The 19,608-nt window shown below is 59.2% G+C and carries 19 protein-coding genes; 10 read left to right on the top strand and 9 right to left on the bottom strand.

Features of this window, described 5'->3' with window-relative positions; genetic code table 11:
• Positions 1 to 86: 86 nt before the first annotated feature.
• The 3 genes from ACU688_RS11290 to gcl form a co-directional block, all read right to left on the bottom strand.
• Positions 87 to 977: a 2-hydroxy-3-oxopropionate reductase gene (locus ACU688_RS11290; protein WP_448184752.1), complete on the bottom strand. Its 891-nt coding sequence runs from the start codon at positions 975 to 977 to the stop codon at positions 87 to 89.
• A gap of 171 nt (positions 978 to 1,148) precedes the next feature.
• Complete coding sequence (gene hyi, locus ACU688_RS11295) at positions 1,149 to 1,931, bottom strand: hydroxypyruvate isomerase (RefSeq protein WP_448184753.1); 783 nt, start codon at positions 1,929 to 1,931, stop codon at positions 1,149 to 1,151.
• Between the two features lie 10 nt (positions 1,932 to 1,941).
• On the bottom strand, positions 1,942 to 3,717 hold the full coding sequence (gene gcl, locus ACU688_RS11300) for a glyoxylate carboligase (RefSeq protein ID WP_026136466.1): 1,776 nt from the start codon (positions 3,715 to 3,717) through the stop codon (positions 1,942 to 1,944).
• Between the two features lie 256 nt (positions 3,718 to 3,973).
• On the opposite strand from gcl, the gene ACU688_RS11305 reads away from it, so the two are divergent.
• A complete protein-coding gene (locus ACU688_RS11305; RefSeq protein WP_257783554.1) occupies positions 3,974 to 4,414 on the top strand; it encodes a GlcG/HbpS family heme-binding protein in 441 nt (146 codons plus the stop codon).
• 119 nt (positions 4,415 to 4,533) lie between these two features.
• On the opposite strand, the gene ACU688_RS11310 is transcribed toward ACU688_RS11305, so the two are convergent.
• Both ACU688_RS11310 and ACU688_RS11315 read right to left on the bottom strand, forming a co-directional pair.
• Complete coding sequence (locus tag ACU688_RS11310) at positions 4,534 to 4,992, bottom strand: REP-associated tyrosine transposase (RefSeq protein ID WP_448184754.1); 459 nt, start codon at positions 4,990 to 4,992, stop codon at positions 4,534 to 4,536.
• Between the two features lie 205 nt (positions 4,993 to 5,197).
• A complete protein-coding gene (locus ACU688_RS11315; protein WP_448184755.1) occupies positions 5,198 to 5,803 on the bottom strand; it encodes a TetR/AcrR family transcriptional regulator in 606 nt (201 codons plus the stop codon).
• A 133-nt stretch (positions 5,804 to 5,936) separates the two neighbouring features.
• On the opposite strand from ACU688_RS11315, the gene ACU688_RS11320 reads away from it, so the two are divergent.
• Positions 5,937 to 6,851 (top strand): DUF808 domain-containing protein, encoded by a 915-nt coding sequence (locus tag ACU688_RS11320; RefSeq protein WP_448184756.1) that lies wholly within the window; start codon positions 5,937 to 5,939, stop codon positions 6,849 to 6,851.
• 134 nt (positions 6,852 to 6,985) lie between these two features.
• Complete coding sequence (locus ACU688_RS11325) at positions 6,986 to 7,342, top strand: DUF805 domain-containing protein (protein ID WP_448184757.1); 357 nt, start codon at positions 6,986 to 6,988, stop codon at positions 7,340 to 7,342.
• A gap of 99 nt (positions 7,343 to 7,441) precedes the next feature.
• On the opposite strand, the gene ACU688_RS11330 is transcribed toward ACU688_RS11325, so the two are convergent.
• Positions 7,442 to 8,230: an MlaA family lipoprotein gene (locus tag ACU688_RS11330; protein WP_448184758.1), complete on the bottom strand. Its 789-nt coding sequence runs from the start codon at positions 8,228 to 8,230 to the stop codon at positions 7,442 to 7,444.
• Positions 8,223 to 9,521, bottom strand: a complete 1,299-nt coding sequence (locus ACU688_RS11335; protein ID WP_017734345.1) for a serine protein kinase PrkA — start codon at positions 9,519 to 9,521, stop codon at positions 8,223 to 8,225. The genes ACU688_RS11330 and ACU688_RS11335 overlap by 8 nt, the downstream gene beginning before the upstream one ends.
• A 236-nt stretch (positions 9,522 to 9,757) precedes the next feature.
• Here ACU688_RS11335 and ACU688_RS11340 point away from each other — a divergent pair, with 236 nt between their 5' ends.
• Positions 9,758 to 10,126: a hypothetical protein gene (locus ACU688_RS11340; protein WP_448184759.1), complete on the top strand. Its 369-nt coding sequence runs from the start codon at positions 9,758 to 9,760 to the stop codon at positions 10,124 to 10,126.
• A gap of 89 nt (positions 10,127 to 10,215) precedes the next feature.
• Here ACU688_RS11340 and ACU688_RS11345 read toward each other — a convergent pair whose 3' ends face one another.
• On the bottom strand, positions 10,216 to 11,769 hold the full coding sequence (locus tag ACU688_RS11345) for a glycoside hydrolase family 17 protein (protein ID WP_448184760.1): 1,554 nt from the start codon (positions 11,767 to 11,769) through the stop codon (positions 10,216 to 10,218).
• Between the two features lie 332 nt (positions 11,770 to 12,101).
• Here ACU688_RS11345 and ACU688_RS11350 point away from each other — a divergent pair, with 332 nt between their 5' ends.
• The 3 genes from ACU688_RS11350 (at position 12,102) to ACU688_RS11360 (ending at position 15,187) form a co-directional block, all read left to right on the top strand.
• Positions 12,102 to 12,953 carry a glycine betaine ABC transporter substrate-binding protein gene (locus tag ACU688_RS11350; protein ID WP_124525326.1) on the top strand — a complete coding sequence of 284 codons (852 nt, stop codon included), beginning with the start codon at positions 12,102 to 12,104 and terminating at the stop codon, positions 12,951 to 12,953.
• Positions 12,954 to 13,220: 267 nt separating this feature from the next.
• A complete protein-coding gene (locus ACU688_RS11355) occupies positions 13,221 to 13,532 on the top strand; it encodes a DUF485 domain-containing protein (protein ID WP_003190001.1) in 312 nt (103 codons plus the stop codon).
• Positions 13,529 to 15,187, top strand: coding sequence for a cation acetate symporter (locus ACU688_RS11360; RefSeq protein ID WP_017734341.1), 1,659 nt, complete (start codon positions 13,529 to 13,531; stop codon positions 15,185 to 15,187). Before ACU688_RS11355 ends, ACU688_RS11360 begins: the two co-directional genes overlap by 4 nt.
• 244 nt (positions 15,188 to 15,431) lie before the next feature.
• On the opposite strand, the gene gltA is transcribed toward ACU688_RS11360, so the two are convergent.
• Positions 15,432 to 16,721 (bottom strand): citrate synthase, encoded by a 1,290-nt coding sequence (gene gltA / locus ACU688_RS11365; protein WP_017734340.1) that lies wholly within the window; start codon positions 16,719 to 16,721, stop codon positions 15,432 to 15,434.
• A gap of 364 nt (positions 16,722 to 17,085) precedes the next feature.
• Between gltA and sdhC the strand changes: the two genes are divergently transcribed.
• The 3 genes from sdhC to sdhA are packed head-to-tail and all read left to right on the top strand — an operon-like array spanning position 17,086 to position 19,598.
• Positions 17,086 to 17,460, top strand: coding sequence for a succinate dehydrogenase, cytochrome b556 subunit (gene sdhC / locus ACU688_RS11370; RefSeq protein ID WP_016979564.1), 375 nt, complete (start codon positions 17,086 to 17,088; stop codon positions 17,458 to 17,460).
• On the top strand, positions 17,454 to 17,822 hold the full coding sequence (gene sdhD / locus ACU688_RS11375) for a succinate dehydrogenase, hydrophobic membrane anchor protein (protein WP_016974690.1): 369 nt from the start codon (positions 17,454 to 17,456) through the stop codon (positions 17,820 to 17,822). The genes sdhC and sdhD overlap by 7 nt, the downstream gene beginning before the upstream one ends.
• A gap of 3 nt (positions 17,823 to 17,825) precedes the next feature.
• Positions 17,826 to 19,598, top strand: coding sequence for a succinate dehydrogenase flavoprotein subunit (sdhA, locus tag ACU688_RS11380; protein WP_026136464.1), 1,773 nt, complete (start codon positions 17,826 to 17,828; stop codon positions 19,596 to 19,598).
• Positions 19,599 to 19,608: the final 10 nt, after the last annotated feature.

Raw genomic sequence — 19,608 nt, forward strand, 5'->3', positions numbered from 1 at the left:
TATCAGGCAAACTGAGGTGATGCTATCGCAGGCAAGCCAGCTCCCACACAAGCCAGCTCCCACACTGGATTGCATTTCAAAGGCTGTTATTTGTCGCGAATCGAGAAGTTGGCCATGTGCTCCAGGCCCTTGATCAGCGCCGAGTGGTCCCAGTTGCCGCCACCTATGGCGGTGCAGGTGCTGAACACCTGTTGCGTGCCAGCGGTGTTCGGCAGGTTGATCCCCAACTCCTTCGCACCGGCCAGCGCCAGGTTCAGGTCCTTCTGGTGCAGGTTGATGCGGAAGCCTGGATCAAAGGTGCCCTTGATCATGCGCTCGCCATGCACTTCCAGAATCTTCGACGAAGCAAAACCACCCATCAGCGCTTCACGCACCTTGGCCGGGTCGGCGCCGTTTTTCGAAGCAAACAGCAGCGCTTCAGCCACGGCCTGGATGTTCAGCGCGACGATGATCTGGTTGGCCACCTTGGCGGTCTGGCCATCACCATTGCCGCCGACCAGGGTGATGTTCTTGCCCATGGCCTGGAACAGCGGCAGGGCGCGTTCGAAGGTCTGCGGCTTGCCACCGATCATGATGCTCAGGGTGCCGGCCTTGGCGCCGACTTCACCACCGGACACGGGGGCGTCGAGGTACTGCGCGCCAGTCGCGTTGATCTTCGCGGCAAAGGCTTTGGTGGCGGTGGGGGAGATCGAGCTCATGTCGATCACCACCTTGTTCGGCGACAGGCCAGCAGCCACGCCGTCGGCGCGGAACAACACGTCCTCGACCTGCGGGGTGTCGGGCACCATGACGATGATGAACTCGGCTTCCTGGGCGACTTGTTGCGGGCTGGCCAGGGCGATGGCGCCGTCGTCGATCAGGGCTTGTGGGGCCTTGCCGTGGTGTTCGGAGAGGAACAGTTGGTGACCGGCCTTTTGCAGGTTGGCGGCCATGGGTTGACCCATGATGCCGGTGCCGATAAATCCGATTTTAGCCATGACGAAAATCCTCTTTTTATTAGATGGGCAGGCCTGTCTCGGTCTGCCAAACACAGACGATCCAATGTGGGAGCTGGCTTGCCTGCGATGGCATCCACCGGTTTTGCCTGAAACACCGCGGTGTCTGCATCGCAGGCAAGCCAGCTCCCACATTAATGGGTGGTGTGTCGGTTAGATCGCGTTGTGGGTTTTGAGCCAGCCGAGGCCGGCTTCGGTGGTGGTCAGCGGTTTGTATTCGCAACCAACCCAGCCCTTGTAACCAATGCGATCCAAATGCTCGAACAGGAACCGATAGTTGATCTCACCGGTGCCCGGCTCGTTGCGCCCTGGGTTGTCCGCCAGCTGGATGTGGTTGATCTCATCCAGGTGCGCGGCCATGGTGCGGGCCAGGTCACCTTCCATGATTTGCATGTGGTAGATGTCGTATTGCAGGAACAGGTTGGCGCTGCCCACCTGCTCGCGGATCGACAGGGCCTGCGCCGTGTTGTTCAGGTAGAAACCCGGGATGTCGCGGGTGTTGATCATCTCCATCACCAGCTTGATGCCCACCGCTTGCAGCTTGTCGGCGGCGTACTTGAGGTTGGCGACGAAGGTTTTTTCCACCGTTGCATCGTCAACGCCCTGCGGCCGGATGCCCGCCAGGCAGTTGACCTGGGTGTTGCCCAGCACTTGGGCGTAGGCGATGGCCAGGTTGACCCCGGCACGGAACTCCTCGACCCGGTCCGGGTGGCACGCCAGGCCGCGTTCGCCCTTGGCCCAGTCACCGGCCGGCAGGTTGAACAGCACTTGGGTCAGGCCGTTGGCGTCGAGGTGGGCCTTGATTTCAGCCGAGCTGAATTCATACGGGAACAGATACTCCACACCTTCGAAGCCCGCATCGGCGGCCGCTTTGAAGCGAGCAAGAAAGTCTTGCTCGGTGAACAGCATGGACAGGTTGGCGGCAAAGCGCGGCATAGGGTTCTCCTTAATCGAGCAGGGAAATGGCAGTCGGCGCATCGTTGCCGACCAGGGCCAGATCTTCGAATTCGTTGACGGCGTTGATCTCGGTGCCCATGGAAATATTGGTCACGCGCTCCAGAATAATCTCAACGATCACCGGCACCTTGAATTCTTCGATCATTTCCTGCGCCTTGCGCAGCGCCGGCTGGATCTGGCCCGGTTCGAACACACGCAGGGCCTTGCAACCCAGGCCCTCGGCGACGGCCACGTGGTCCACACCGTAACCGTTGAGCTCCGGTGCGTTGAGGTTGTCGAAAGACAACTGCACGCAGTAGTCCATTTCAAACCCGCGCTGGGCCTGACGGATCAAGCCAAGGTAGGAGTTGTTCACTACCACGTGGATGTACGGCAGCTTGAACTGCGCGCCCACGGCCAACTCTTCGATCATGAACTGGAAGTCATAGTCGCCGGACAGCGCGACGACCTTGCGGCTCGGATCAGCCTTGACCACGCCCAGCGCAGCCGGAATGGTCCAGCCCAACGGGCCGGCCTGGCCGCAGTTGATCCAGTGGCGTGGCTTATAGACGTGCAGGAATTGTGCGCCGGCAATCTGCGACAAACCGATGGTGCTGACGTAGCAGGTGTCTTTGCCGAACACCTGGTTCATCTCTTCGTACACCCGTTGCGGCTTGACCGGCACGTTGTCGAAGTGAGTCTTGCGGTGCAGGGTGGCTTTACGCTGTTGGCAATCATGCAGCCAGGCGCTGCGGTCCTTGAGCTTGCCGGCGGCTTTCCACTCGCGGGCTACTTCAATGAACATGGTCAGGGCCGAACCGGCGTCGGAAACGATGCCCAGGTCTGGGGTGAATACACGACCAATCTGCGTCGGCTCGATGTCGACGTGAATGAATTTACGGCCTTCGGTGTACACCTCCACCGAACCGGTGTGGCGGTTGGCCCAGCGGTTACCGATGCCGAGCACCACGTCCGACTTGAGCATCGTCGCGTTGCCATAACGGTGCGAGGTTTGCAGACCGACCATGCCCACCATCAGCGGGTGATCGTCGGGGATCGTGCCCCAGCCCATCAGGGTCGGGATCACCGGGATACCGGTCAGTTCGGCGAACTCCACCAGCAGGTCGCTGGCATCGGCGTTGATCACACCACCGCCGCTGACCAGCAACGGGCGCTCAGCCTGGTCGAGCAGGGCCAGGGCTTTTTCCACCTGGATGCGCGTGGCCAGTGGCTTGGCCAGGGGCAGCGGCTGGTAGGCGTCGATGTCGAACTCGATCTCGGCCATCTGCACGTCGAACGGCAGGTCGATCAGCACCGGGCCTGGGCGGCCGGAGCGCATTTCGTAGAAAGCTTTCTGGAACGCATAAGGCACCTGGCCGGGTTCCAGCACGGTGGTTGCCCACTTGGTCACCGGCTTGACGATGCTGGTGATGTCCACGGCCTGGAAGTCTTCCTTGTGCATCCGGGCGCGGGGGGCTTGGCCGGTGATGCACAGGATCGGGATCGAATCCGCCGAGGCGCTGTACAGGCCGGTGACCATGTCGGTGCCCGCCGGGCCCGAGGTGCCGATGCACACGCCGATATTGCCGGCCTTGGTGCGGGTGTAGCCCTCGGCCATGTGGGAGGCGCCTTCAACGTGGCGAGCAAGGACGTGATCGATGCCACCCACCTTTTGCAAGGCCGAGTACAGCGGGTTGATCGCAGCGCCTGGGATACCGAAGGCGGTGTCCACGCCCTCACGGCGCATTACCAGAACGGCGGCTTCGATTGCTCTCATTTTGCTCATGATTTTGGTGCCTCTTGCGTTTTGTAATTGTATACAAGTGGTGTCTGGTCAAAGTGTATTCACGGCGAGCTGCGCAGGTCAATCCATTTTATCGGCGGGCCTTTGCGTTCGTCGGAAGGCATTTTTGCGACGTATGGAAGGTTTGTTCGAAAATATTGTATACAAAAACAAATGTCATTGTGTTCTATTTGTTTGATCGAGCATCTGATCCTTCAGACCTCCACTGCTTTTTCCATAACAAGATAAGGACGGCACCATGAGCGCTTTAACCTTGAAAATTGCCACCCAACTGGCCAGCCAGGCCCTGACTGCGGGGCGCACCATTGCGGCGGCACCGCTGACCATCGCGGTGCTCGACAGCGGTGGGCACCTGATCACCCTGCAACGGGAAGACGGCGCCAGCCTGCTGCGTCCACAGATCGCCATCGGCAAGGCCTGGGGCGCGATTGCCCTGGGCAAGGGCTCGCGCCTGCTGGCGCTCGACGCGCAGCAACGGCCGGCGTTTATCGCCGCGTTGAACAGCCTGGGGCAGGGCAGCGTGGTGCCGGCGCCGGGTGGGGTGTTGATCCGGGATCAGGAGGGTCGGGTGCTGGGGGCGATCGGGATCAGCGGGGATACGTCGGATATTGATGAGCAGTGCGCGATAACGGCGATCGAGGGGGTGGGGTTGTTGGCGGATGCGGGGGTGTCGGCTTGATCGTTGGGTGACCTGTCGGGCCCCATCGCAGGCAAGCCAGCTCCCACAGGGATTGGTGGTGTTCACACCGGCCAATGTGGGAGCTGGCTTGCCTGCGATGGCGGCGACTCGGTCTCAAGTCAAAGCCAAATGGCATCCCACAGCGGATAGTCGCCATATCGTTTTACCAATCCAGCTCTTAGGGGATTGGCCACGATATACCGGGCGATCCCTTCAAGGCTTTCTTCACGGCGCACGGCATGGTCGTGAAAACCCGGCTGCCAGAGCCGACCTTGACGCCTGGCTACCGCATTCACGACGCGGGTGCTTTTGGATTTCACCTGGCGCATGAGATCGGCCAGTGAGCCTTTCTCCAGCGAGACCAGCCAGTGGAAGTGATCCGGCATGACGACCCAGGCCAATGAGGTTGCCAGGCCCTGGTTCTGGGCAATCCTGAATTGTTGAACCACCAGGCGACCGAGCTTGAAGTCCTGGAAAATGGGTTCGCGATCAAGCGTATTGGTTGTCAGCAGGTAAATACGGCTGGGCTCATCATGCCGGCCGAAGCGTAGGCGTTTTGACGCGGGGAGATCAGGCATTCCATGGCCTCTCTTCAGTGGGGGTTCTGAGAGGCTAGATCCAGGTGGTTGATGCTGATGGGCAGGCTTTTGGCAGGATGTGTCTGGGCGGGCGCTATCGCGGGCAAGCCCGCTCCCACAGGGGATTTGCGGTGTGTTTACATTTTATGTACGACGCTGGAACCTGTGGGAGCTGGCTTGCCTGCGATAGCCTCACACCGGTATGTCAGTCCGGCTCACACCCCTTCAACACCAACCGAATAATCGTCAACGCCGCCGCCTCATAGTCCGCCTCATCCAACTTGGCCTTGCCGGTGATCGCCGAGATCTGCCAGTCAAAATCCGCGTAGGTCTGCGTCGCCGCCCAGATGCTGAACATCAGGTGGTTGGGGTCAATGGCTGCGATCAGGCCGCGATCCACCCAGTTCTGGATGCAGTCGATGTTGTGCTTGGCCTGGGCGTTGAGTTGCTCGACTTGCTCCGCGCTGAGGTGTGGGGCGCCGTGCATGATTTCGCTGGCGAAGACCTTGGAGGCAAACGGCAGGTCGCGGGAGATGCGGATTTTCGAGCGGATGTAGTTGCTCAGCACTTCCTTTGGCTCGCCCTCCGGGTTGAACGGCGTGGAGGCGGCCAGGATTGGCTCGATAATGCTTTCGAGCACCTCGCGGTAGAGGTTGTCCTTGGACTTGAAGTAGTAATAGACGTTGGGCTTGGGCAGCCCGGCCTTGGCGGCGATGTCGCTGGTTTTGGTCGCGGCGAAGCCCTTGTCGGCAAACTCCTCGCTCGCCGCCCGCAGGATTTTTTCTTTGTTGCGCTCGCGAATGCTGCTCATAAACCTGGACTTTCCTTGCCAAGACTGGCGGTTGCGCATGGTAGCACCGGCTATCCGCGAGCCTCAACAAGACGCCCGCAAAGCCTTGCGCCACGTTATGCTCGGCGTATCCCCCTTTATGGAAGACCGATTCATGGCAGGCAGCAGCTTACTGGTACTGATCGACGATATCGCCGCCGTACTCGACGACGTTGCCTTGATGACAAAAATGGCCGCGAAGAAGACCGCCGGCGTGCTGGGCGACGATCTGGCGTTGAATGCCCAACAGGTTTCCGGCGTGCGCGCCGAGCGGGAAATCCCCGTGGTGTGGGCGGTGGCCAAGGGTTCGTTCGTCAACAAGTTGATCCTGGTGCCGGCCGCGTTGTTGATCAGCGCGTTTGCGCCGTGGGCCGTTACGCCCTTGTTGATGCTCGGCGGCGCTTATCTGTGTTTTGAGGGGTTCGAGAAGCTCGCGCACAAATTTCTCCACAGCAAGGACGAGGACAACGCCGAGCGCGCGCAATTGGTCGAAGCAGTAGCCGATCCGGCAACCGATCTGGTGGCCTTCGAAAAAGACAAGATCAAGGGCTCGATTCGTACTGACTTTATCCTCTCCGCCGAAATCATCGCGATCACCCTGGGCACCGTGGCGGATGCGCCATTGATGCAGCAAGTGATCGTGCTTTCCGGTATCGCCATCGTCATGACTGTGGGCGTTTATGGGCTGGTGGCCGGCATCGTCAAGCTGGATGACCTGGGCCTGTGGCTGACGCAGAAGCCCGGCCAGATGGCGCGCAGTATCGGCGGCGCGATACTGCGCGCGGCGCCGTACATGATGAAGAGCCTGTCGGTGATCGGTACGGCGGCGATGTTTCTGGTGGGTGGCGGCATCCTCACCCACGGCGTGCCGGTAGTGCATCACTGGATCGAGACGGTCAGCCAGGGCGCGGGTGGGGTGGCGTGGTTGGTGCCGATGCTGCTCAATGGTGTCGCGGGGATTGTTGCCGGTGCGTTGGTATTGGTCGTCGTTCAAGTTCTGGGCAAGGTATGGCGAGCTGCGAAGCGCTGATTAGTTCGCAATGAGTGCAGTTTTGAAGCTACTTACGCTTAATCCTACAGTTCTGTTTTTCAGGCATTTATAGGATGCGTCGCGTGCCTTCGAGTGAGGTCGCGCGATAAAAACGGATCGATAAGGGGTTAAGGATGAATGGGTGTTTTCAGGCAGTGAAGAACTATGTCGAGTTCAGTGGGCGAGCCTGTAGAAGGGAGTACTGGGGGTTTGTATTAATAGACACGATGGTTATTTGGGGCTCTATTGTCATGGCGAAAACTGCAGGTGTTTTTTCGAATCCATGGTTCTACGTTCCATTTGGTTTTTATATGTTGTTCATGATACCTCCGCGGCTGTCAGTGACATTTCGACGGCTGCATGATGTAAACGTTACAGGGGCATATATACTTTGGTTTTTGATACCGGTAGTAGGTTCTATCATGGTGTCCATCCAATTATTTACTCAGGGCGATAAGGGTGAGAACAATTACGGTGTGCCCCCCGAGTGAGTGTTGAAAGGCAATTGGCGAAGACGTTTGCCGCGTAAGGAAACAATTTTTTCAATAAAAAAGGCCATTCAATCGAATGGCCTTTTTTGTGGGCGTTGTTTACTCGGCAATCTGCAACTTGCGCGATTCCGTATAGATGTAACGCACCTTTTCATACTCAAACGGTGAATTCATCTGACCGTAACGGAAGCTGGTCTGGTAGCGCCTGTCTACCGCGCGCAACGCCCAGATTTCCGGGTGGTTGGAGCTGACTTCGGAGACGTTGAGGAAGTTGATCTGGCTCTCTGCGGTGTAGTCCACAATCAAACCAGTGGTGTCACGCAGGTTCGACGGGCCGAAGACCGGCAGCACCAGGTACGCGCCGCCGGGCACGCCGTAGAAGCCCAGGGTCTGGCCGAAGTCTTCGCTCTGGCGCGGCAGGCCCATGGCGGTGGCCGGGTCCCACAGGCCGGCGATGCCGATGGTGGTGTTGAGCAGCAGGCGCCCGGTGGTTTCCAGGGAACGGTGGCCCTTGAGTTGCAGCAGGCTGTTCACCAGGTTGGGCACATCGCCCAGGTTGTTGAAGAAGTTGCTCACGCCGGTACGCAGGAAACTTGGGGTTACGTAGGTGTAGCCGTTGACCACGGGGATGAATACCCATTGGTCGAAGCGGTAGTTGAAGTGGTACACCCGACGGTTCCAGGCCTCCAGCGGGTCGTAGACGTTGAGTGCGGTCAGCGACGAACGCTCGAACTCACGCTGGTCCATGCCGGGGTTGAACTTGAGCTTGGACAACGGCTCCTTGAAACCATCGGAGTCGACCTTGATCGGTTCGTGAGCCTTGCTGTTGTCGGCATTGGCCACGCCCGCGCACATCAAGGCAGCGAGCAGCAGAAGATATTTAGCCACGGAAGAACTCCAGCATGGCGTCGGCGTTGACGCGGTAATTGAGGTTGCCGCAGTGGCCGCCCAGCGGGTAGACGGTCAAGCGATCGCCGAAGGTTTTACGCAGGAAACCGAGGTCGCCAGGGCCGAGGATCACGTCGTCGGCGTTGTGCATGACGGCGATTTTCTTGCTGCTGTGCAGGTAGTCCTTGAGCGCGTAAAGGCTGACCTGGTCAACCAGTTGCAGCAGGCTGCCGCCGTCGGTGCGGGCGCGCCACATCGGGATCACCTGCTCGGTGAGGTAGCAGTCGAAGTCGCATTGCAGCGCGCGCTTGAGGAACGGCGTGAGGCTGGTGCTTTCGGTGATCGGGTACTTCGGCGGGATGATCAGGCCGCGACGGTTGATCAGGTCCGAGGTAAAGGCAATGTCGGCCGCCGAGAAGCGGAACGAGGTGCCGATGAGCATGGCCATCTGTTCGTTGGTCAGGTGCTGCTTGGATTGCTGGAAGTCGTAGAGCAGGGCGTCGTTGAGGTCGATGTAGCCCTTCTGTTGGAAGTAGCGGGTCAGTTTGTTCAACACCAGTTCATAGAAGGTGGTGGTGTTGTTGATGCCCTTGACCTCGGTCTGTACCAGCTTGTCGAGGTTGGTAATCGAGGTGTAGAGGTTGACCGGCGGGTTCAGCAGCAAGACTTTCTTGAAGTTGAAGCTGCGGCGGGTCTCGTCCAGTTTGGCCACGAATGCTGCATCGAGGCCGCCGAGGCTGTAGCCGGTGAGGTAGAAGTCGGTCACCGGCAGCGAGGCATTCTGCGCACGCACGGCTTGCATCACGCGGTACATGTCTTCGGCGTCTTCCTGGGTGATCCCCGGGGTGGCGAAGCGTGAGGCGGCGCTGATGAAATCAAAGCTGGTGGGCGATGATAGTTGCACCACGTGGTAGCCGGCCTGGTAATACAGTTTTTTCAGGTATTCGTTGATGCTGCTGTCGAACCGCGCACCGGTGCCGGCGATCAGGAAGATCAGCGGCGCAGCGCGGTCTTGCTTGGCGATGCGGTAGGTGAGCTTCTTCACCGGCCAGAAGTTGTCGGGCAGGCTGAACTCGCGCTCGGGGCGCATCGTCAGGGTGTAGTCGGACTGGTTGATCTCGTCGTTGCTCGGCAATTTTGGCCGAAGGTCGGGCGGGGTGGTGGCGATGGTCGCTTCAAACGGGTTGGTCAAAGGGTAGCCATAGCTGGCTTGGTCGATATCGACCGCCAGTGCTGACGCACTCAGAAAAAGGCTGCCCAGCAGGGCAGCACAGCGCAAGGAACGGAGCATGACTAAATCCCTAAGAGGAAACGTGCTAAATGAAGTTCGCAGGCTATGACCACCGCGCTGTCGCCGAAGTGCCATCACACGGCACGAAATCTCGGAAAATAACGTCGGAATCGGGGTAATAGTAGCCAGACGATACACTTTGCCACGCTTTGGTGGACACAAATTGTGTGTATGCGCCTTGCTAACGGCCACCGGGGCATTAAGCTGAGCGCCGTTTTTGCCTATCGGAGTGCCCCATGTCCCGTCGCTTGCCGTTGATTTTGCTGCTTATTGCCCTGCCGCTGTGGCTGGCTGCCAGTTATGGTGCGCGCTACGGTTTTATGGAGGATGGCAGTTGGGTGGGGATCTGCGCCGACGAAGCCGGCCGCTGGGAATGCCAGTTGCGGTCGAACCTGGGCTTGATGATCCACTTCAAGGTGCTGGGTTGGGTGGCGTTGATTGCGTCGGTTGTCGCGTTTTTTGTGCCGGGCCGTGTGGGCTGGTGGCTGGCGGTGCTGGGGATGGTGGTCGGGTTGCCGGCGCTGGCGTTGTACAACACCGGGTTTGCGGTGTTTGCGTTGGTGATTGCGGGGTTGCGGTTGGTCAGGAAGCCGCGGGTTGCCTGATAGGGCCTCATCGCAGGCAAGCCAGCTCCCACACTTGACTGGGTTCACACGGTCAAAGTGTGGGAGCTGGCTTGCCTGCGATAGCGAACTTAAGCCTTGCGCACCCGCAAGCACCGCCACAAAGCCCCAACCATCAGCACGCTGACCACCGCCCAACCCCAAGCCTGCTGATTCAACAGACCTTCGCGGTACAACTGCGGCGCAACGCCGGCACCGATGATAAACGCCAGCAACGCAATCTCCCGGCGCGGGCCAGTGACCGGACGAACCAGGTACACCAAGGCCGGCAGCACCAGCGCCGCACTTGGGAAGCTGCGATAGCGCGGCTCGAACACCAACGCCAACATCATCACGGCCCCGGCAAACCCGGCAATCGCCATCAGCCAGCCGGCCCGTTGCTCCAGCCAGTTGAACGCTCGCTCACGCCAGCCTTCGCGAGCACTCAAGGCTAGCGCGGCGTGGGCCAGCACCAACAGGTTCAACACCAGCAGCAAACCTGCCCACACCCATTCATCATTGAAACGCGCAGTGATGCGGGTCAGTTCTGCCCAGCTGCCGATGGAGCAAGCCGCCACCGCGCCCAGCAGCGGCAGGGCCAGCGCGGCACGGGTGCTGCGTACACGGCCACCCAGCGCCAAGGTACCCAGCAGGATCAACCCGCCTACACCCAGCCACAACGGCCAGTACGGCACATTGGTCACCGGCCCGGCGAGGATGCCTTTGTCCTGGCGATCCGCATCGAACAGGCCCCAATAGCCGCCCACGGCACCTTCACTGGCGCGTTTCCACGGCTGGTCAAAGGCTTCGATCAGGTTGTAGTGCCAGCCATTGGCTTCGGCCATGGCCACGAAACCGCGCATGAACTTGGCTTCGTTGACCCGGCTCGGCACCGCGGTTTCACGCTGGCGGCCTTCGCTGGGCCAGCCGGTTTCGCCGATCAGGATGTCCTTGGGCGCGAACTTGGTGCCGAAGGTCTGGCGCACGTCGCCTACATGCTTGAGCGCCTGGTCGATCCCGGACGGGTCATCTTCCCAGTACGGCAGCAGGTGAATGGTCAGGAAGTCCACGGCCGGGGCGATTTCCGGGTGTTGCAGCCAGAATTCCCACACGTCGGCGTAGGTCACTGGCTGTTTGATCTGGCTTTTGACCGTCTGGATCAGTTTCACCAACTGCGTGGCAGTGACTTCCTTGCGCAGCAGCGCTTCGTTGCCGACGATTACCGACGTGACGACATCCGGGTTGGCGTTGGCCGAGGCGATCAGTTCGTTGATTTCCTTTTCGGTGGCCACCGGGTCACTGCTGACCCAGGCACCGGCCATCACCTTCAAGCCATGCTTGCGCGCCAGGTCCGGCAGGGCTTCCAGGCCGGTCATTGAGTAGGTGCGAATGCATTCAAAACGGGTGGCCAGCAAGGCGAGGTCGGCTTCCATGCGCTCGGGGCGCAGCTTGAACGGCTGGTCGAACGGCGATTGGTCTTTATCGAACGGCGTGTAGGACGCGCACTGCATTTTGTGCGAAGCGCTGGCGACGTCGGGCAACACCACCGGCCGGCCGAGGCCGTACCAGTAACCGACCAGGGCCAGCAGGCCAAGGATCAAGGCGAAGAAATAGGGCAGGGCAGGAAAGCGGGCAGTCGCGGGCATGGTCGGCTTATCTGGGGGAGCAAAGGCGCGCATCTTACCCGGATTTGGCGCGTCCCAGTGGGGCTGCATAATTTTGACATGCAAAGTTCGGGCGGGATTTTGACGCCAAATCCTACAAAGCGTCCTGCTGGCGTTGTGATGTCGTTTCTTGCTCGGGTGAGGTCGCTGACAGAGCAGGTTCCAAGTCCCGCCGGGTTGATGATCGAAGTGTCAGCACTCCACTGATGCCGCAGCAACCGGATCGATGCGCGTGACGGGGGCGCGGCGCACCACATAACAACAGGTTGACGTCGCTCGGCATCCGTCGGGCGCAGCACTTTCGGGGAAGTACGATGAAGATGCGACGACTCTTGGGCGCAGCTGCCACTCTGGTAGTTGCGATGAGCTCCACACTGGCCAGCGCCGACAGCAAAACCCTGAGCATCGGCTACGTGGACGGTTGGTCCGACAGCGTTGCCACCACTCACGTGGCGGCAGAGGTGATCAAGGCCAAGCTCGGTTATGACGTGAAACTGCAAGCCGTCGCCACCGGGATCATGTGGCAAGGCGTGGCCACCGGCAAACTCGACGCCATGCTGTCTGCCTGGCTGCCGGTGACCCACGGTGAGTACTGGACCAAGAACAAGGACAAGGTGGTCGACTACGGCCCTAACTTCAAGGATGCGAAAATCGGCCTGATCGTGCCGGAGTACGTGAAAGCCAAATCCATCGAAGACCTCAAGACCGACACCACCTTCAAGAACAAAATCGTTGGTATCGACGCCGGTTCAGGCGTGATGCTCAAAACCGACGAAGCGATCAAGCAGTACGGCCTAGATTACAAACTGCAAGCCAGTTCGGGCGCAGCGATGATCGCCGAACTGACCCGTGCTGAAGACAAGCAGGAATCCATTGCGGTCACCGGTTGGGTGCCACACTGGATGTTCGCCAAGTGGAAACTGCGCTTCCTGGAAGATCCAAAAGGCGTGTATGGCGCGGCTGAAACCGTCAACAGCATCGGCAGCAAGGGCCTGGAGAAGAAAGCGCCGGAAGTTGCGGCCTTCCTGAAGAAATTCCAGTGGGCTTCCAAGGATGAAATCGGCGAGGTCATGCTGGCTATTCAAGAGGGCGCCAAGCCGGATGCGGCGGCCAAGGATTGGGTGGCCAAGCACCCTGAGCGTGTGGCTGAGTGGATCGGTAAGTAATCTGTAGCAAGCACGCCACAAACCTAATGTGGGAGCGGGCTTGCCCGCGATAGCAGTGTGTCAGTCGATGCTTAAGCTGACTGAATCACCGCAATCGCGGGCAAGCCCGCTCCCACACTAATTTGTCCCTCTGCAAATCCTCCTGCGCTCTGACAATCCCTCGCTACACTCGATCTAAGACTAAGGTCGTCTGGAACCTCTACGGCAGCCGCATACAGTGGATACGTTCCAAAATAATAAAAAAGCTGTGCTGCGAGGATAAAAACAATGAACGACAGCATTTACCTCTCGATTCAAAACAGCCCGCGTTTCAAGGAGCTGGTGAGAAAAAGGGAACGATTCGCCTGGATTCTCTCGGCGATCATGCTCGGGCTTTACTCCGCTTTCATCCTGTTGATCGCCTACGGGCCACAAGTGCTGGGGGCCAAGATCAGCCCCGGTTCTTCGATTACCTGGGGCATTCCCCTGGGCGTCGGACTGATTGTGTCCGCCTTCATCCTGACCGGCATCTACGTGCGCCGGGCCAATGGCGAATTTGACGACCTGAACAATGCGATTCTCAAGGAGGCTGCGCAATGATCGGTCGTCTACTGGCACTACTTGGCGCTTCGTTCTTCGCTCCGGCCCTTTGGGCCGCGGACGCGTTGACCGGTGAAGTGCATAAACAACCCCTGAACGTATCGGCCATCGTGATGTTTGTCGCGTTCGTCGGTGCCACCCTGTGCATCACCTACTGGGCATCCAAGCGCAACAAATCGGCGGCCGACTACTATGCGGCCGGTGGCAAGATCACCGGTTTCCAGAACGGCCTGGCGATTGCCGGTGACTACATGTCGGCGGCGTCCTTCCTGGGGATTTCCGCGCTGGTGTACACCTCCGGTTATGACGGCCTGATCTACTCGATCGGCTTCCTGGTGGGCTGGCCGATCATCCTGTTCCTGATCGCCGAGCGCCTGCGTAACCTGGGCAAGTACACGTTTGCCGACGTGGCGTCCTACCGCCTCGGGCAAACCCAGATCCGCAGCCTGTCGGCGTGTGGTTCGCTGGTGGTGGTGGCGTTCTACCTGATCGCGCAGATGGTCGGCGCGGGCAAGTTGATCCAACTGCTGTTCGGCCTGGACTACCACGTTGCGGTGATCCTGGTGGGCATCCTGATGTGCATGTACGTGCTGTTCGGCGGCATGCTGGCGACCACTTGGGTGCAAATCATCAAGGCCGTGCTGTTGCTGTCCGGTGCCTCGTTCATGGCGCTGATGGTGATGAAGCACGTCAACTTCGACTTCAACACGCTGTTCTCCGAGGCGATCAAGGTTCACGCCAAAGGCGAGGCGATCATGAGCCCGGGTGGCTTGGTGAAAGACCCGATCTCAGCGTTCTCCCTCGGTCTTGCGCTGATGTTCGGTACGGCTGGCCTGCCACACATCCTGATGCGCTTCTTCACCGTCAGCGACGCTAAAGAAGCCCGCAAGAGTGTGTTCTACGCCACGGGTTTCATCGGTTACTTCTACATCCTGACCTTTATCATCGGCTTCGGCGCGATCCTGCTGGTCAGCACCAACCCGGCGTTCAAGGATGCTGCAGGCGCCTTGCTCGGTGGCAACAACATGGCGGCGGTGCACCTGGCCAACGCGGTGGGTGGCAGTATCTTCCTGGGCTTCATCTCGGCCGTGGCGTTCGCCACCATCCTCGCGGTGGTTGCCGGCTTGACCCTGGCCGGTGCGTCGGCGGTGTCCCATGACCTGTACGCCAGCGTGATCAAGAAAGGCAAGGCCAACGAGAAAGATGAGATTCGCGTGTCGAAGATCACCACCGTGGCCTTGGGTGTATTGGCAATCGGCCTGGGTATCCTGTTCGAAAGCCAGAACATCGCGTTCATGGTTGGCTTGGCGTTCTCCATTGCGGCCAGCTGTAACTTCCCGGTGTTGCTGCTTTCTATGTACTGGAAAAACCTCACCACCCGTGGCGCCATGATTGGCGGCTGGCTGGGCTTGATCAGCGCCGTAGGCCTGATGATCCTCGGCCCGACCATCTGGGTCTCGATCCTGCACCATGAAAAAGCCATCTTCCCTTACGAGTACCCAGCGCTGTTCTCGATGATCATTGCGTTCGTCGGTATCTGGTTCTTCTCCATCACCGACAAGTCGGCGGCGGCGGAGAAAGAGCGTGCGCTTTACTTCCCGCAGTTTGTGCGTTCGCAGACTGGCCTGGGGGCGAGTGGGGCGGTTTCTCACTAAGGTTGTAGCTGGATAAGAAGTGCCCCGGTCGCAAGGCTGGGGTATTTTTTTGTCTGGGGTTCAGGGGTGGCTGTTCGGGCCTAATCGCAGGCAAGCCAGCTCCCACATTTGACTGCATTCCAAGGGGTGTACTCGGTCGAATGTGGGAGCTGGCTTGCCTGCGATGGCGATGGTACAGGCGACACAAACAAAAACGGCCTCCACTAAGGGAGGCCGTTCTCAATGCAGCTAAGCAGTTGAATGCTTACTTGCGATCTTCCAGCTTGGTGATGTCACGCGACTCGTAGCCGGTGTACAGCTGGCGCGGGCGGCCAATCTTGTACGGGCTGGAGAGCATTTCTTTCCAGTGGGAGATCCAGCCCACGGTCCGCGCCAGGGCGAAGATCACGGTGAACATGCTGGTTGGAATGCCGATTGCCTTGAGGATGATCCCCGAGTAGAAGTCGACGTTCGGGTACAGCGAGCGTTCGATGAAGTACGGGTCGGTCAGGGCGATCTCTTCCAGGCGCATGGCCAGTTCGAGTTGCGGATCGTTCTTGATGCCCAGTTCCTTCAACACTTCGTCGCAGGTCTTTTTCATCACGGTGGCGCGCGGGTCGCGGTTCTTGTAGACCCGGTGGCCGAAGCCCATCAGCTTGAACGGATCGTTCTTGTCCTTGGCCTTGGCGATGAACTTGTCGATGTTGGACACATCGCCGATTTCATCAAGCATGGTCAATACGGCTTCGTTCGCACCGCCGTGGGCAGGGCCCCACAGTGCGGCGATACCGGCGGCGATACAGGCGAACGGGTTGGCACCCGAAGAACCTGCCAGGCGCACGGTAGAGGTCGATGCGTTCTGCTCGTGGTCGGCGTGGAGGATGAAGATCTTGTCCATCGCAGCGGCCAGCACCGGGCTGATCGGTTTGATCTCGCACGGGGTGTTGAACATCATGTGCAGGAAGTTTTCCGCGTACGTCAGGTCGTTGCGCGGGTACATCATGGGTTGGCCCATGGAGTACTTGTAAACCATTGCGGCCAGGGTCGGCATCTTGGCAACCAGGCGGATCGCGGAAATTTCGCGATGCTGCGGGTTATTGATGTCGAGGGAGTCGTGATAGAAGGCCGACAGGGCGCCGACCACACCGCACATGACGGCCATCGGGTGGGCGTCGCGACGGAAGCCGTTGAAGAAGGTCTTCAATTGCTCGTGAACCATGGTGTGGTTCTTCACGGTGCTGACGAACTGGGCTTTCTGCTCGGCTGTTGGCAGTTCGCCATTTAGCAGCAGGTAGCAGGTTTCCAGGTAGTCCGATTTCTCGGCCAGTTGCTCGATCGGGTAGCCGCGATGCAGCAAAATGCCATTATCACCATCGATATAGGTGATCTTCGACTCGCAAGAGGCGGTCGACATGAAGCCTGGGTCGAATGTGAAACGGCCCGTGGCCGTCAGGCCCCGTACGTCGATAACATCGGGACCAACGGTGCCGGTTAAAATGGGCAGCTCGACGGGGGCTGCGCCCTCGATGATCAACTGCGCTTTTTTGTCAGCCATGTGGCCTCCTATTTATGCTTCAAATCATCAGACAGACCCCCCACGCAGGGCCCGCACCACTATATTGATATAAATCCAGATGTCAATTTGCCTAAAGTCTTGCACCAGAAGGCTTTAACCGTACTTTTTCCTCGAAATTGACTGCCATTTACGCCTTTTATACCGCCAGCGCAATCAGCTATTAGGGTGAGGTGCGCGCGTTGTCATTAGTAACCTAACTGTCTATACTCGGCCACCGACCGCCAAGGGCTTTTGGGCTTGCTTTCATTGGGGGTCGCACTCCCTGGGTGGTGCTTACCTGACCAGTGCACTCCCCAACAACTTTGCCCTGATTGTTAGGGGCTCTTCAGTGTGAAAAAAAGCCGTGAATAGCCAACGACCTGTAAACCTAGACCTAAGGACCATCAAACTCCCCATCACCGGCGTTACGTCGTTCCTGCACCGTGTTTCCGGCATCATCCTGTTCCTGGGCTTGGGCATCATGCTTTATGCATTGAGCAAATCCCTGGGTTCCGAGGAAGGTTACGCCGAGGTGAAGGCATGCTTGACCAGCCCGCTGGCCAAGTTCGTAGCATGGGGCCTCCTGTCCGCTCTGCTGTATCACCTGGTAGCCGGTGTGCGCCACTTGATCATGGATGCGGGTATCGGTGAGACGCTGGAAGGCGGCCGCCTGGGCTCGAAAATCATCATCGCCATTTCCGTGGTGCTGATCGTTCTGGCAGGAGTTTGGATATGGTAACCAGCGTTACGAACCTTTCGCGTTCGGGCCTCTATGACTGGATGGCACAGCGTGTGTCTGCGGTCGTTCTCGCGGCTTATTTCATTTTCCTGATCGGATACCTCGTCGCAAATCCAGGCATCAGCTATGAGCAATGGCATGGCCTGTTTTCCCACAATGCGATGCGAATCTTCAGTCTGCTGGCCCTTGTAGCCCTGGGCGCACACGCCTGGGTTGGCATGTGGACCATCGCGACCGACTACCTGACGCCGATGGCGCTGGGCAAGTCCGCGACTGCAGTACGTTTTCTCTTCCAGGCAGTCTGCGGCGTCGCGATGTTCGCTTACTTCGTCTGGGGTGTGCAGATTCTTTGGGGTATCTGATTCATGGCTAACATTCCAACTATTTCATTCGACGCCATCATTATTGGTGGCGGCGGTGCTGGCATGCGCGCAGCGCTGCAGCTGGCCCAGGGCGGTCACAAGACTGCCGTGATCACCAAGGTGTTCCCGACCCGTTCCCACACCGTATCGGCCCAGGGTGGCATCACCTGCGCCATCGCTTCCGCCGATCCGAACGATGACTGGCGCTGGCACATGTACGATACCGTCAAGGGTTCCGACTATATCGGTGACCAGGACGCTATCGAGTACATGTGTCAGGAAGGCCCGGCTGCGGTGTTCGAACTGGACCACATGGGTCTGCCGTTCTCCCGTACCGAACAAGGCCGTATCTACCAGCGTCCATTCGGCGGCCAGTCGAAGGATTACGGTAAAGGCGGGCAGGCTGCCCGTACGTGCGCCGCTTCCGACCGTACTGGTCACGCGCTGCTGCACACCCTTTATCAGGGCAACCTGAAAGCCGGTACTACGTTCCTGAACGAGTACTACGCCGTGGACCTGGTGAAAAACGCTGACGGTGCATTCGTTGGTGTGATCGCCATCTGCATCGAAACCGGTGAAACCACCTATATCCGCGCCAAGGCGACTGTTCTGGCGACTGGCGGTGCAGGCCGTATCTACGCGTCGACCACCAACGCCCTGATCAACACCGGTGACGGCGTCGGCATGGCCCTGCGTGCTGGCGTGCCGGTACAAGACATCGAGATGTGGCAGTTCCACCCGACCGGTATCGCCGGCGCCGGTGTACTGGTTACCGAAGGTTGCCGTGGTGAAGGTGGATACCTGATCAACAAGCACGGCGAGCGTTTCATGGAGCGTTATGCTCCGAACGCGAAAGACCTTGCTGGTCGTGACGTTGTTGCGCGTTCGATGGTTAAAGAAATCATCGCCGGCAACGGCTGTGGCCCGAACGGCGACCACGTGATGCTCAAGCTCGACCACCTGGGTGAGGAAGTGCTGCACAGCCGCCTGCCAGGTATCTGCGAGCTGTCCAAGACCTTTGCTCACGTTGACCCGGTACTGGCGCCAGTGCCAGTGGTTCCAACCTGCCACTATATGATGGGCGGCGTACCGACCAACATTCATGGCCAGGCGATCACCCAGAACGCCGAAGGCGTGGACGAGATCATCCACGGTCTGTTCGCCGTAGGCGAAGTGGCTTGCGTATCGGTACACGGTGCCAACCGTCTGGGCGGCAACTCGCTGCTCGACCTGGTGGTATTCGGCCGTGCTGCTGGCCTGCACCTGGAAAAAGCGCTGACTGACGGCATCGAATACGATGACGCCACCGACGCCAACATCGAAACCGCCCTGGCGCGCCTGAACGCTCTGAACGAGCGTACCGATGGCGAAGACGTGGCAACCCTGCGTCGCGAGCTGCAAAGCTGCATGCAGAACTACTTCGGTGTATTCCGTACCGGCGAATACATGCAGAAGGGTATTGCCCAGTTGGCCGACCTGCGTACGCGCATCGCCAACGTCAAGATCAACGATAAGAGCCAGGCGTTCAACACCGCTCGTATCGAAGCCCTTGAGCTGCAAAACCTGCTGGAAGTGGCCGAAGCGACTGCAATCGCTGCCGAGGTTCGTAAAGAATCCCGTGGTGCCCACGCCCGTGAAGACTTTGAAGATCGCGACGACGAAAACTGGTTGTGCCACACCCTGTACTTCCCGGGTGACAAGCGCGTAACCAAGCGTGCCGTGAACTTCTCGCCGAAGACGGTGCCGACGTTTGAACCGAAGATTCGGACTTACTAAGGGTGGCTGC

Source organism: Pseudomonas acericola (SeqCode) (genome assembly GCF_053456465.1).